Consider the following 14,248-nt stretch of genomic DNA (forward strand, 5'->3'; position numbering starts at 1 on the left):
ACGCGTCGCAATAGCATTTTAACATGGGCTGACTACAGTCCTGTCAGCAGTTCTGCCGATCCGAGTCGGCTGCCCGCGGGAACCATGAAAATCCCAGCGCGCAGTTCCCATATTGGTTGAGGCGGTTGCCGCTTGGCCGGGGCATTCATTCCGGGAGTGCCACGGCTGCAGTTCACCGGAATCACAAAGGAGTTCCGGCCGCTGGAGGCGCAAATTGAGTTGAGGCACCTGCGCTATGCCGTCGCCGCCGCGCACTATGGGAGCTTCCGGCGGGCGGCGGAGGCGCTCGGGGTCAAGCAATCCACCCTGAGCCGCTGCATATCGCAATTGGAAATTCGTCTGGGCGTCGTGTTGTTCGAGCGAACCAGCGGGGGAGTTCGACTGACCACGGCGGGGGCTGAAATATTGCGAACGTCCCGGCACCTGGTCGAAACCGTCGACCACATGGCCGCGACGGCCAAAGAAATGGGTAGGGGCGAGGCCGGCCGTTTCACCGTCGGATTCTACACCTCGCTTTCGGCGGGAAACCTCCGGGCCAGCCTGATCGAGTATGCATCGCGGTTCCCCAAGGTCGAGATCCGGACATATGAGGGCGCACGCGCTTGCCTCTTCGCCGGCGTCGACGCCGGCCGGCTCGACGTTGCCATCGTTACCGGTGATCCAGTTCCTGGCGAGGGGAAGGTGATGGGGCTCTGGAGCGAACGCATCATGGTCGCGCTGCCAGAGGGCCACCGGCTCACCGCCAACAACATCGTCTATTGGACGGACCTCAAGGACGAGACGTTCCTGTTCAGCCAGCACGATCCCGGTCCTGAGATCCAGGACATCCTTCTGGCGAAGCTTGCGGCGCCGGGCGAGCGGCCCAAGGTCATCAGCCACGATGTCAGCCGCGAGAACATCAAGAGCCTGGTCGGGGCGGGCTTTGGCGTCAGTCTGATGTGCGAAGCCTGCGTTGGCGCTGCCTACACAGGCGTGGTCTATCGCGAGGCGCGCGACGGCAACGGGCCGAGCAGGATCAGCTATGCCGCCTATTGGCAGCCCAACAACGACAATCCAGCGCTGGCGGGTTTCATCAGCCTGCTTCAAGAGCGCTATCCCGCGCTGCCTGCAGGTGATTGACGCTGTCGTCGCGCCTTCGCAAAGCCCCGATCGGTCGCCATGAAACGCTCGACCATGGGCACGATCAGCTTGGCCGGATCGGCTGCCTGATGTCCCGTTTCACGAGCCAGGATCTCGGCATAATCGACCAAATCCCGATGCACGGCGGCAGGAAGCTCGATCGTGAGCTTGACCGGCTTGTCGTCTGCGATGGCTCCCAGCTTCAGCTTCGCCATATCAGCCTCCGTAGGGCTCGAGGACGAGGTCGCGGGTGACGATGACGCGAACCGGAAAGCCGGGCCGGATGGTCAGCGTCGGTGCGACGTTCAACTGGCGGCGGACGATCTGTTGGCCGGCGTCGTTGATCGTGTCCTGACCACCATTGCGGATAGCCTGGATCAGCCGATCGTCGTCGTTGGTGGCAAGCTCGGCACCGATGCTCAGCAGCGTGGAAAGACCCGCCGCCTTGGCGAGATCCCACCAGTGATAGTCGACACCGTCCTGGAGACCGGCATAGCCCTCGGCGTCAGCGCCGGGCTGGCGCTCGAGGACGATCGAGCGGCCATTGGGGAAGATCAGGCGGTTCCAGACCAGCAGCACGCGGCTCTGGCCGAACTGAACATTGTTGTCGTACTGGCCGATGATGCGCGTGCCTTGGGGTACGAGCAGGATGCGCCCCGTAGGGCTGTCATAGATATTCTCCGTCACCTGCGCGGTGATCTGGCCCGGAAGGTCGGATCGGATGCCGGTGATCAGCGCGGCAGAGATGATGGCGCCGGCCTGCAGAATGTTGGGCGATGCAGGCGCGGCGACGCGATCGGGCGCGACGGTGCGCCGATCGGCAGCGGCGTTGAGGAAGGCGAGCTGCCGATCCTGGGCCGATGGCGTGGCGGGCTGCGGAGCCAGGCCCAGACTCGCCAGGTCAGGTGTGGGCTCCTTCGACCAGGAGCCGGAGATCGTCTCCCAGACCTGCTCCTGTCGGGCATGATCGGAGCTGACGGTGAAGGCCATCAGCTGCTCAAGAGAAATGCCATCCTCGGCATAGATATCGAGCAGCTTCGGCGAGACGCTGGCGAGCCGCAGGCGCTGCCTCACCACATTGGCCGAGGTGAAGAAGGCTGCTGCAATGTCCTCCTCGGAGCGCCCTTTCTCGCGCATCGCCTGGAACGCGCGGAACTGGTCGAGGGGATGAAGCGGCGCCCGCTGGACGTTCTCGGCAAGCGAATCGTCTTCAGCGAGGATGTCGGTCGCCGCATCGCGCACGACACAGGGCACGGGCGCGTTCTTGGCCAGGCGCTTCTGCTTGACCAGCAATTCGAGCGCCCGGTAACGGCGGCCCCCGGCGGGAATCTCGAACATGCCGGTCTGGGCACCTTCGGCGTCGAGGACCGGCCGGACGTTGAGGCTCTGGAGGAGCGTGCGCCGGGCGATGTCCTCGGCCAACTCCTCGATTGAGATACCGGACTTCACGCGCCGCACGTTGGACTGGGAAAGCACCAGCTTGTTGAAGGGGATGTCGCGCGAGGACGACAGGGTGATTTTCTGAACAGCAGTAGCCATCGGGATTTCTCCGCGACGGGCGGCCGAAAGCCTCTCTCCCGGCCTCCAACCCGTCACGGAAATCCCCTCGGCCCTCTTCCTCTCGCAGCGGCGAAAGCGAAGGCCGAGGGGAAGGAAGGCACGGCGGCCGGCGCGCTACAGTACCGGCATCCGGTCAGCCCCCGGAACGGAGATGGGCCGCCACGGTGGCCAAAACATCGTCCAGCAGTCCGTCGGCCGCCCGCAGCGCCCGTTCGGACGACAATGGCGTCGGCTCGAGCCTCGCCAGCTCACGGGTGCGATGGCAGCGATAATAGGGCGACAAGATCCGCGTCAGCTTCCGCGCGTCCGGATGGCGGGGATGAAATCCGAGCCGTTCCGCGGCGGCGAGTGCCTTGACCAGATCGTGCCGGACCTCAGCGCGGCACCGATCGTCATCCCATCCCGCGAAATGCAGATAGGATTTCAACGCCAGCTCGACAGCGCATCCGATGAGTTGGAGGAAGATCTCGCGAGAATGGGGATCACTCGCCGAGACGAGATGGCGTGCTCCGGCAAGGAAACCAACGGCGTTGTCGAAGAGGTACTTGCCCCGCCAGCGTTTGGGGGAGCTGCACGCCGGCGCGGACGCATGACCGGCCGCCAGGGACGACGCAGCTTGCTGCCGGTGACGTCGCCGGCGCGATGAAGATGGCGCGCGCATCAGGCCGCCTCCCGCTCGCCGGTGTCGACGGACACCGCGAGCTGGTCATGTTCGGGCATGAAGCTGAGCAGGTAATCGGCAGCCTTGCTCGCCTGCGACGCTGCGCGGACGATGGCACGATTGTCTTCGCGTAGGACGTCAGCCCATGAGGCGATGTAATCGGCGTGCCGCACGGTCGGCACGATGCCGAGTGCAGCACAGCAAAATGCCGCTGAAATCTCCGCGACCAGCTCCTCGAAGGCGTACTTCCGGGAACCGAAGGAGCCCGAGAGGTCGCGGTTCAGGCGGTGCGGCGCCCCACTGGCGTGGGAACATTCATGCAGCGCCGTTCGATGCCAGTTGATCGGCTCGAAGAATGCCTGGGGCGGCGGGACCATGACATAGTCGAGCGCTGGCACATAGAAGGCGCGGTCGCCGCCGATGCGGAAGTCGATTCCGCTTGCCTTGATGAGCGCCTCGACCCTTGGCTCGACCAGGCCAGGCGCGGGCGGCGGAGCGGCAATGGCGAGGTCTTCGGGCAGGCCCTCGCATTGCGCCAGGTTGAAGACCGTGAATCGCTTGAGAAAGGGGATGGCCTGGGCGTCCTCGCCGGTCTCGCGGGCGCGCCGCTTTTCGTCATCGGGAACGAAACGGTCGGCGTAGACGACGGTGATGCCATGCTCGCCCCGGCGGACATGGCCGCCGAGCGAGAGGGCCTGGCGGAAGGTCAGCCAGGTTTGGCAGGGGAAGCCGTGCTGGATGACGGCGCCCCAGAGGATCAGCACGTTGATGCCGGAATATTGCCTGCCGGTCGCGGCGTTCTTCGGCATGGCGAGCGGCGCCTTGGCCGCTGCTGTTCCCCAGGGCTGGACCCAGGGAAGCCGGCCGGCCTCCAGCTCGGCGAGGATCCTGCCGGTGACTTCATCATAGAGGCTCGTCCGGTCGGGGCCGGAACGGGCGCGTGAATCGTGTCTGGACATCGCGGGTCTCCGCGACGGGCGCCGGAGGCCTCTCCTCCAGCCCTCGACCCGTCACGGAAAACCCGGCCGGCACTCTCACTTTTGGGGGCGTTGCGGGGTCTCCCCGCAGAAGGGGTCGGCCGAGACGACAGGCTCGGCCGCAGGGGAAGGCTTTCCCCACCATCCATTTCCAGATCACGGCTTTGGTGATTCCAATCTACAGGCCGCTCACTTCCAATTATCATGCATCATAGTTCCAATCGTCATGCGCTGCCGATGATCCGCAGCTTCATCGCGCGGGTCTCCAACAGATACGTCTCGACCCCGGCCAACAGGTGCAAGCCCTCTTCGGCGATTGCTGCGCGGGAGAGACCCGGCTGCACAATCCTGACGTCGAACTCGTAGCGATAGTCCTGCCAGCTCGCTTTCAGCTTTTTGAGGAACGCAGCGGTGCCTTGCTCGAAGCGTGAGCTTTGCCCCTTGTCCAGGCGCAGCTTCTCGCGCTTCAGCATGTGGGTGAACATGCGATTGGGACGGTCTCGCCAGCGCGCCGACTTCTGCGCCTGTCCGCAGACCTCATAGAGATCCTTGACGCGGGCGCCGGGCGTCGCAGCGCTCGAATATTTGCAGTGATGCAGCGTGACCTGCACAAGGCCCTCGGTGACGCGGAGCGTAACCACATCGGCGATTTCCCCGGCGCCGTCGTCGTCGAAGATCAGGTCATAGGCGTCGCCTTCGGCGAGCAGCGTATCGATCACGCGCCGCTGGACGGAGTCGGCGCGTTTCTCAGGGCCTTGGGATTCGGCTCGGATGTTGGTCTTTGACCAGTCCCACACCTCGATCCGGTCGGCGGGATAGGGCTCGACCGCTTCACCCTCCGGCAGCGCGTAGAGATGGCTGTAGATGAGGAGAGAGCCATCGCCGAAGTCGATCTGGGGGGAATCGTCACCAAAGGACTCGGACAAGGACTTCACCTTGCCGCCGATCCTGATGGTGGCCTTGGCACCGGCGCGCTGCGGATAGCGGGCGCCGCCATCGCTGAACACGATCTCGAACTCGGCGACATGGGCGTCGCTGCGTACCGCGAAACGCAGCGGACCGGTTCGTTCGTGATCGAGAAGCTCGATGTCGCATTCGGTGAACAACACCGGCTGATCACCGAAGCTGATCTCGACGCGATCCTCTAGCTGCACCAGCAGCGACTCAGGCCAGTGAATCGCGACGGGTGGAACAGCGGGTCGCTCGCTGATCTGTCGAGGCCGCATGGCGCTCTTGAAAACACCATCCGTCGTGATGCCGGGGTCGTTGACTGACCGGCCGATGTCCTCGCACCATTCGATCCAGTCGGTGAGATCGCGAACGGGCGAAATCGACCAGAACTTGCCCTTTGCCGAGCAGCCACGGGTGGCCGGCACGCCGTCGAGAAAGCCGGTCGCGAAGACATTGTTCTTGATTCTGGACTGGGACTTGGCGGTGTCGAGGCCGTCGGCGACGTCGACGCCCATATACATGGAGTAGCGCACGCCGCGTCCTTGATGATGGGTGAGGCCGAGGTTGCGCAGGATCAGGCGCTTGAAGCCATGGAGGCTGCGAAACACCTCTTCGCCTTCGACACGGCGGGTGGATTCGCCGCACACGGTTTTGGCCAGCTTGTCATAAGGCCCCTTCGCCGAGCTGCTGATGTAAAGGAGGCCCTTTGTCTGGTCCCAATGCATCATGTGCAGGTCCCAGATGACGTTGGTCGCATGCTGCGCGGTCGTCCATCCGGCCTGCTCCTCCGAACGGGTTACGAAGATGGCCACGCGCTGGTGCGGATTGATCTTCATGCCGAGATAGACGCCGGGATTGTAGAGGTCTTCGGCGCGCAGCGGTTCCCAGGCGTCGCACGAGGTTCGATAGACCACGGCATTCATCTTCGGTTCGAGCGTTTGTAGCGGAATGTCGCTGAGATCGCCGACAAAACCCTTGAACATCTCGGCACGCCGAGCCTGCCGCTCGATGCGTGCGCTGCTGAGCGCCTCGACCAGCGCGTTCCAGTCTGCATCTTCGGCGTAGAGTTTCGCCAGGGAGCGGTCGATGTCGTCAACGCCGGTGTTGGCGATCACTGTCGCGTCCCCTAGCGTAGGATCCTGGCGGGTGAAGCGACCAACGAACTGGATGGTGACGGCAATGCTCTTGTGCGGGTCGTGGAGCCCCGCGATCTTGAGCTCGGGCAGATCGAAGCCTTCGCCCAGCATGTCGACGCAGACGATGAGCCGGCTTTCGAACCGCCGAAGCGCGTCCAAATTCGCGCGCCGCTCGCGCGTCGCCTGCTGGCTATGAACGATGACAGGCCGAAACTCCGGAAACAGGGCGGTGTAGAGCTGATGCAACGCCCTGGCGCGGTCGATCGTGGAGCAGCGCGCCATAGCGAGATGATTGAGGCCGGCATCGAGATCGGCTTGTAGAACCTCTCCGAGTTTTTCGGCGATCGCCTGATCGGCATCGGCCTGATCGAGGCCGAAGACAGCCTCGAAGCGGATCGGTTTGAAATAGCCTTCGGCCTGCGCCTTCTTCAGGGGGTAGGTGTAGATGAACTCGCCATCGACCCGCCGGCCATCTTCGCGAAATGGCGTTGCGGTGAACTGAACGATGGGCAACGGCGGGTCACGATCGACGAAAAGGCCGCGAAAGCGCGCCCAGGTCGGCGCGCCGATATGATGAGCCTCGTCAATGAAAAGGGCCGACGCGCGGGCCGCCATCCGCTCCTGAACCGGCGCTTCGGCGCGGCCGGCGATCTGCATCGTCGTGACCACGACATTCGCACTGTCGAATATCTGGTCCACGTCCGCGGCGCTTGTCGGGATATGGGAGAGGCGCATGACCACCGGGAAGGCGGCGGGAGCGTCGAGGCAGTCCTGGTGCTTGAGGACGCCGAAGGTCTCGAATTTTCCGGCGATCTGCTCGCGCAGCGCATCGGTAGGGACGACGACCAGCAAGCGCTCGAACCGCTGATGGGCGTTGAGCGCGAGCATCGTTTCCGTCTTTCCGGTGCCCGTTGGCATGACGATGGTGGCGGGCTCGGTCGAGCGTGTGGCGTGGGCAAGCGCGGCATGGAGCGCGCCGATCTGGGGGCGGCGCAGCCCGGGCACCGCCGGTCGGCCGTTCTCGGCGGGGCGGCTTTCCCGCAGGTGGAAAGCGTCGTGCCATGAGGCCGCGACAAGGGCGAGGCGTTCGCCGCGCGCGGCCGCATCGAGCGCGGCGATGTCGGTCGGCGTGATGTTGATCCATCGGCCTTCGCCGAGCTCCAACGCCTCGGCGATCTTGGAAGGCTCCGACGCGCCGGGCACCAGGAGGATGAGGTCCGCTTCCAGTTGGGTGGCCGTCCTGGCGCTGATGATCTTCAGCGTTTCGCCGGATTTCAGGCTTGCCTCATATCCGTTGACACGTCGGATCGAAAACGGCCGGAGCCGGCAGGTTTCGCGCAACGCGGGGACCGCCAGTTGCCGCACCGGGCTCCCAAGCACCCTGCCGTCGATCGCAAGGCGCGGGGGGAGCAGCAGCGAGACCTCCTCGTGGAAGAGGTCGTCCTGGACGGAGCTGGCAGGGCGGTTGCGGGGTGCCATCGATCGCCCTCGTTCAGGCCGCCATGGCCTGGGCCGAGGGCGAGACGGTGATGATGGTGCCGGTCGTCATCAGCACGATCAGTCCGCGCTCGGCGCCGGTCATGTCGAGATAGGCGCGGACTTGCGAGCGATAGTGATCGAGCGTCTTGGGATCGGGGTTCACGTCGCTCTTCCAGTCGATGATGACGACTGGGCGGCCCTCGGCAGTCAAGGTCAGCGCGTCCGCGATGCCAGCGGTCGCCGTCTCCTCGCTCTCATCCGCGCGGGCGGCGTAAACGGGGAACTCGGCCAGAAGCGCCGGGCGCAATGCCGCGATTTCGGGCAGAGCCAGGGTCCGCATGACACAGCCCGCCAGCTCCTCGGCTGAAAGACCCGTCGCCGGATCGGCAACGGGCGAACGGCCGAGCGCCCGGATGAGCACGTTGGCGCGTTCGTTGAGGGCCGGCGCGACCGCCTCGGTTTCTCCGGTCAGGACTTCCTCCATGAGCTTATGGAGGGTCAGCCCGCGCTCGCGGCCGCCCTGGACCGCGACTGCCGCCTCGAGTTCACGCGGCTGGTCATCGCCCGAGCCCATCCAGATTCCGGCCTCTTCCTCCTGGAGCAGGGCGCCGGACGCGCTCTCGTCGCGGCTCGGCGCCAACCAGACGAGGCGCGTCTGCCCGGCGGCGATGGCCGCAGCCTGGGCCACGAAAATGTCGCGCGTCTGGGTGTTGCCCGCGCCAGGGCCGGCGGCCGCCTCGCCGGGCGGCAGATGCGAGACATCGAGGCCGGGCAGATCGGCGAGCGACAAATCGAGTAGGCCGATCCAGGCCGATCTTGAGGGCGTCGTATCGAGCCGGGGCAGAACGAGGAGCTCGCGGGCGCGCGTCGTCGCGACATACCAGAGCCGGATGCGTTCGCGATCGAGCTCGTCCTTTTCCGCCTGGCGCGCGGCCTCGTAGCCCTCGGGCGCGACGCCGAGAACCGGGCAATAGAATGTGTCAGTCTGGCGGTCGATCACCACGCTGTCGGGCGCCATGACGCCCGTCATGGTGTTGACGGGGATGACGATTGGCCATTCGAGGCCCTTGGCCGCGTGCATGGTAAAGAGCGCGACGGCTTCTTCCTGCGCGTCGGGCCGGCCTTCCACGGCGCGTGCCTCGTCGGTCCAGGCTGCGGTCATCGCTTCGGCGAAGGCGCGAAGCCCACGCACCGCGTAGCCCGTCGACAGGCTCAGATAGAGATCGACGTTGGCGAGCGCGCGTTCGGCCTGGCCGCGATGGCGCTCGAGAAGGAGGGGACGAACCCGCATCACGTCTACGGCCTGCGAGAGAAGCTCGTGCGGCGTCGTGCTGTTGCTGCGGCGGTAGAGCGCCTGCAGCTTTTCGATGATCTCGCGGGCGAGCGGATGAGCGATGGCGGCAGGATCGACACCGAGATCAAGACGGGGAATCCGGTCGGGCTGTTCCTCGGAACGCGGCAGCGTCCAGACGATATCCAGGAGTTCCTCTTCTGTGAGGCCGATCAGAGGGCCGCGCAGCAGCGCGCCGAGCGCCAGCGTATCGCGCCGGTCGGCGAGAACGCGGGTCAGCGCGATCAGGTCCTGGACCTCCTGGCGGCGGAAAAGACCCTTGCCGGCCTGTGTCGCCACCGGAATGCCGCGACGTTCCAGCGCCTCCTCATAACGCCACAGTTCGGCGCCGGTCGGCGCCAGCAAGGCGATGTCGCCCGGCTGGCAAGGACGTTCCGCGCCGCTGCGCCGGTTGATGATGGGCTGGCTGCCGATCAAGCGCGCGCACAGCTCGGCCACGGCGTCGGCTTCGGCGTCCCGCTGCTGCTCGGCGCTGGCCTTGCCGTTTTCGTCGGCGACAGCGATGTCGAGCGCGGCGACGCACAGGCCGTCGCCGGGATCGTCGTGAAACGGGTCGAGGGCCGTGAAACCGGGTTGGCCATCCGCCGATAGCACCGCCTCGAAGCGCTCGTTGACGAAAGTGAGGATCGACGCGCAAGAGCGGAAATTGGTGGAGATCGACAGGAGGCTGTCGGGATTCTGAGCATGAAACGCGTCGCGCGCTTGCACATAGGCGCCGACATCGGCGCCGCGGAAGCGATAGATCGCCTGCTTGGGGTCGCCGACGAGGAAAAGCGCACCCGGCCGGATCCGGAACCGAGTCCAGTCAGGATTGCCATCGACGGGCTCGCCGCACAGCCGCCAGAAGATTTCGGTTTGCAGGGGATCGGTGTCCTGGAACTCATCGACGAGGACGCGCGCGAAGCGCTGTCCGAGTGCGCGCCGGACATCGTCATGGTCGCGCAGCAGATCGCGCGCGGCAAAGATTAGATCATCGAAGTCGAGCTGGGCGCTCGCGCGCTTGTGGTCGCGATAGCGCTGCAGGATCGGACGCGCCTCCTCGATCAGCGCCGCCAGAACCTGGCTGGCCGCCGCCTGAAGAAGCGAAGTCCAGGCATCGCAGCAGGCGGTGTAGTGGTCTTCGGCGGCGATGTTCAGCCGCTCACCATCTGCTTTGGAGAGGCCCGCGCGCTTCGCCGCCTCGGTCCATTTGCCCTTCTTGCGATAGCAGGCGAATGTGCCTGACTTGGTGCAAAGGTCCGGGTGGGGACGCGAGGTCAGAAGCCCAACCAAGCCCGAGGGTGTCGTGGGATCGGGACCGGCCGCGAGTGCGGTCGCCATCTCGGCAAGCCGCTCGACGATCACGACGGTTTCCTGCTCGGTCGCCGCCGCTCCGCTCATGAAGGCCACGAAATCCGCCGTCGCCTGCCGGAACGACGCCAGATGACGGTCGAGCGGGGAGAGGGGCGGCGCCGCGAGGGTGCGGCGGCGCCGCATATTTTCGGCGATCTTGTGGACGAGCGCCACGGTTTCGCCGGGGCTGTGGAGCACCATTTCGGCAAGGATGCCGCCCTGGTCGCCCGACAGACGCTCCCGCAGCCAGCCGTCGACGATCTCAAGGAAGGTGAGATCGGCCTGATTGCGGTCCATGACGCCGGCGCCGGGATCGATGTCGGCTTCGGCCGGGTAGGGCTTGATCAGGCGCTGGCAGAAGCCGTGAATGGTCGAGCAGGTGATTTCGTCGATCGCGGCGCTCGCGGTCGCAAGATTGTCGCGCTGCGCCTGCGACAGGCCTTCGGGCAGCGCCACGCGCAGCTCGGTCGCGACGTCGCCGGCCGAGAGGTCGGCAACAATTTCGCGGACGCGCGAGAGAAGCTCGCTGGCCGCCAGCTCGGTGAAGGTGACGGCGGCGATGGCCCGCGGAGCGACGCCCTCGGCGAGCATGACGGCGATGCGTCCGGCCATGACGGCGGTCTTGCCAGAGCCCGCGCCGGCTTCGACCAGGATCGACCGATCATGGAGGCTGATCGCGTCGCGGCGCGCGCCGTCATCCTTGAGGGCCTTTGACACGCTGCTCATCATTCCGCCTCCCAGATTTGAGCGACTTGACCGAGCCGTTCGGTCGCAGCCGGCAGCTTGCGTTTGCAGTAAGTGGCGCTGGCGTTCGCCGGCAGGGCGAAGGCGAGGTCGTCATAGTCGCCGCCCGTGTCGGGGCCTGGTAGCGCGGCGCCGCCGGCGAAACTGATCCTGGCCGCACCCAGATAGCCGGTGATCTCAGCGAGCACCGCCTCCGGATCGTCGAGCTGGAGGTCGACCTGTTCGCGCGGGAACAACAGTGAGGCGCTGATCGCGATGTCATCGCCCAGCAGCGCCTTCACCGCGAAGGCGTAGAGGCAGCGCTGAAGCTCCCGTCCGCCGTTCAGCCGGATCGCGGCCCGGGGAGGCCGGCCCGTCTTATAGTCGCGGACGAGCGCGCGCTTGCCGTCGCCCGCGATGTCGAGCCGGTCGATATAGCCGGCGATATTGAACCCGGTATCGGGGATCGTGACCGGCACGCCGGGATCCCACGGGGTCTCCGCGTCCGACTTGGGCTCGGCCCCGCCGAAGGGCACCTCGCCATAGGAGCGGGCACCCGGCAGATGCGCATCGCCATATGCAAGCGCCCGGCCTGCCAACAGCCGGGCATCATCCAGGGTGCGCCCCCAGATGACGGCCGGCGGGACCGCGCGTTCGCTCTCCCAATCGGCGGCGACAACCCCTGCGGCCCGGTCCACAGCCGCCGTGATCTTTGCAGTGTCGGCGGATGCCATTCCACCGGCGCCTTCCAGATCGCGCAAAGCGCGGTCGAGTACCATGTGAACCAGATCGCCGACGCCTAGCGCATCGAGCACGAGCGGCTCGGCGCTGCTTTCGGGCACGCGCCAGCCAAAGGCATAGACCCAGGTGAAGCTCAGCGGATTGCGCAGCAGACGCCGGAGCGAGCTGGCCGACTGGGTGCGGGCCAGGATTGCCAGAATGAGCGGATGATCGGGCCGGATGAGCCCGTCATGCGCCGTGATCTCGGTGCGCCGCCAGTCGCGCCAGCAGCCTTGCGCGCTGACCGCCTGCGGATCGGCGCTGAACTCCTGCGGCCGGGCCATGAGGCGGTCGGTTTCGCTGAAGGCGTGGGCCGGCACGGCGTTGCGGCGGAGATAGACCTCCTCGCCATGCCCGGCGAGCAGCGGGCTGCGTCCCAGCAGGCGCCCGTCGCTGTCACGCCGGGCGCGCGAGAGGACGACTTCGCCGTCCGTGGTCGCCAGGATCGTCTCGAAATCGCGGCGATCGGCGAGGCTCACCGGCAGCGGGTCGAGCTCGGCCGTCGGGATGATATGGTCCGGGATCAGCCGGTCTTCGGCGATTCCGCGCGGCCAGCGCGAGGAGTTGAGGCCGATCAGCCGCACGAAGCGGCGCGGCGAGGCCGCGAGCGCACTGGCCGGCATCCAGGCGACGGACACGCACGCCTCCAGCCCGTCGTCCTGCTTCAGGGTTTCGAGGGTGGCGTCGATCGAGGCTGCCGGCCCGGCGAGAAGGGCCTTGCGCCAGATGGCGAGCGCGCGGCCGGTGAGGAAGGCCTCACCGATCTCGGGCGCTGCGTCCGGCCCCTTGTCGAGCAGGTCGATGGCTGCGCGCAAGGCCGGGGTGTGATCAGCGCCGTCCGGCCAGTCCTCGGACTTCAATCGCCCCAGCAAGCGGTTCCAGGCGTTCGGCGTCGACATCGGCGCATCGGCCGGCAGGACGCGCAGCCAGCCTTCGGGAAGCGACTCAAACGGCGCGGAGTCCCGACACAGGGCGGCGAGGCGGCGGAGCCGGGACTGCGACAGGCCGCGAACCGCGATATCGGCCAGCGCGGCGGCCGCCTGGCCTTCACGGGTGGTGACGGCCCTGACGCCATGGACGAAGTGCAGGTCGATATTGGCGTCCGCACGCAGGGAGAGAAAGTGATCGTCATAGTCGGCGGGCGAGGCGGTGGCGATCGCGATGTCGGACGGCGCCGCCCGCCCGGAGGCGAGGAGCGACCGCGCCCAGCGCATGGCCTCGATGGCTTCATGATAGGCCGTCGCTGCGCTGACGGCGCTGACCTCCGGGGTTTCCGAGGGTGCGCGCAACACCGCGACACCGGTGCCTTCCAGCCAGGCTGGCGCCGGCCGCGGCCCGGCCGTCCATTGCACGGGAATATGCGCGGTGAGCGCCCCAAGGAGCGGCCGCCAGATGGGCGAGAGCTCGGTGAGGCCGGCGATCTCCATGGGGCCGAGAACGGCGGGCGCATGGGCGATACGGCTGGTCGCGGCGGAGGCGATGTCGATGGGCCGGTTCATGCCGGCGGGAAGCTGCACCAGGACTGCCGCCTCCAACCGCGCGACGGCCTCGAGTCGCGGATGCTCGGCCGCGCGCGCCGCAAGATCGATACCGGCGCGCCAGGCCTTGTGCAGGGTGTCCGCCGCCGCGTCGATCATGCCGGGCAGCGACTTGATGCTCTCGAGCTCGCCCATCGGCGTTGACAGCAGGGCGGCCTGGATCGCCGCGCGCAGGCTTTCGTCATCGATCGGCCGGACGAAACCTCCGGCGAGCCGCACCGCCGCCTGCTCGAAGGACATGACCTGCAGGCCATGACGGCCGGCGCGCGCCGCCGCCAGGCGGCGTTCCCGCATGGCGAGGCGGCCGTGAACGACGAGGGTGGATCGACTCGGGACGGCCATGGCCGCTCTCCTGCCGGGGATTACTTCTTGTTCGGACGCTGGGTGAGCGCCGATGCGGCTGCTGTCTTTGCGGCCTTACTGCTCTTGGGATTCCGCAGCACCTTGGCGGCAGCGCTCGCCGCCCGCTTGCTGGTGACTTCGCCCTTGGAACCACGTTTCGGCATGGTCTTGCCCCCTGAAATTTGCGCCGATCACCATTGACTGGCGCCGTAGATGGGAATAATAATTACACGGATCGCGTCGATATGTCCATATACTTTTTATCCCCATCGGCGCACGGAGGCGAAACGCGATGTTGG

9 protein-coding genes are annotated in these 14,248 nt (G+C 66.5%); 2 read left to right on the forward strand and 7 right to left on the reverse strand.

Annotation, left to right across the window (positions count from 1 at the left end):
• Positions 1–132 precede the first annotated feature (132 nt).
• On the forward strand, positions 133–1,119 hold the full coding sequence (locus OJF58_RS23640; RefSeq protein ID WP_366526795.1) for a LysR family transcriptional regulator: 987 nt from the start codon (positions 133–135) through the stop codon (positions 1,117–1,119).
• Here the strand turns inward: OJF58_RS23640 and OJF58_RS23645 are convergent.
• The 7 genes from OJF58_RS23645 to OJF58_RS23675 all read right to left on the reverse strand — a co-directional run bounded on the left by OJF58_RS23645 (position 1,092) and on the right by OJF58_RS23675 (position 13,949).
• Positions 1,092–1,334, reverse strand: coding sequence for a DUF2274 domain-containing protein (locus tag OJF58_RS23645; RefSeq protein WP_300780323.1), 243 nt, complete (start codon positions 1,332–1,334; stop codon positions 1,092–1,094). The genes OJF58_RS23640 and OJF58_RS23645 overlap by 28 nt on opposite strands.
• Position 1,335: 1 nt before the next feature.
• Complete coding sequence (locus OJF58_RS23650) at positions 1,336–2,658, reverse strand: TrbI/VirB10 family protein (protein ID WP_300780324.1); 1,323 nt, start codon at positions 2,656–2,658, stop codon at positions 1,336–1,338.
• Between the two features lie 154 nt (positions 2,659–2,812).
• Positions 2,813–3,340 carry a hypothetical protein gene (locus tag OJF58_RS23655; RefSeq protein ID WP_300780325.1) on the reverse strand — a complete coding sequence of 176 codons (528 nt, stop codon included), beginning with the start codon at positions 3,338–3,340 and terminating at the stop codon, positions 2,813–2,815.
• On the reverse strand, positions 3,340–4,299 hold the full coding sequence (locus OJF58_RS23660) for a zincin-like metallopeptidase domain-containing protein (protein WP_300780326.1): 960 nt from the start codon (positions 4,297–4,299) through the stop codon (positions 3,340–3,342). Before OJF58_RS23660 ends, OJF58_RS23655 begins: the two co-directional genes overlap by 1 nt.
• A gap of 242 nt (positions 4,300–4,541) precedes the next feature.
• On the reverse strand, positions 4,542–7,883 hold the full coding sequence (locus tag OJF58_RS23665) for a DEAD/DEAH box helicase family protein (protein ID WP_300780327.1): 3,342 nt from the start codon (positions 7,881–7,883) through the stop codon (positions 4,542–4,544).
• A 13-nt stretch (positions 7,884–7,896) separates the two neighbouring features.
• Positions 7,897–11,292, reverse strand: a complete 3,396-nt coding sequence (locus tag OJF58_RS23670) for a UvrD-helicase domain-containing protein (protein ID WP_300780328.1) — start codon at positions 11,290–11,292, stop codon at positions 7,897–7,899.
• The gene (locus tag OJF58_RS23675; protein WP_300780329.1) at positions 11,292–13,949 is read right to left on the reverse strand and encodes a PD-(D/E)XK nuclease family protein; all 2,658 of its coding nucleotides are present in this window, start codon (positions 13,947–13,949) and stop codon (positions 11,292–11,294) included. Before OJF58_RS23675 ends, OJF58_RS23670 begins: the two co-directional genes overlap by 1 nt.
• On the opposite strand from OJF58_RS23675, the gene OJF58_RS23680 reads away from it, so the two are divergent.
• Positions 13,860–14,150 (forward strand): hypothetical protein, encoded by a 291-nt coding sequence (locus tag OJF58_RS23680; RefSeq protein ID WP_300785418.1) that lies wholly within the window; start codon positions 13,860–13,862, stop codon positions 14,148–14,150. The two genes, OJF58_RS23675 and OJF58_RS23680, sit on opposite strands and share 90 nt — an antisense overlap.
• Positions 14,151–14,248: the final 98 nt, after the last annotated feature.

Source organism: Enhydrobacter sp. (assembly GCF_030246845.1).
Taxonomy (GTDB): domain Bacteria; phylum Pseudomonadota; class Alphaproteobacteria; order Reyranellales; family Reyranellaceae; genus Reyranella.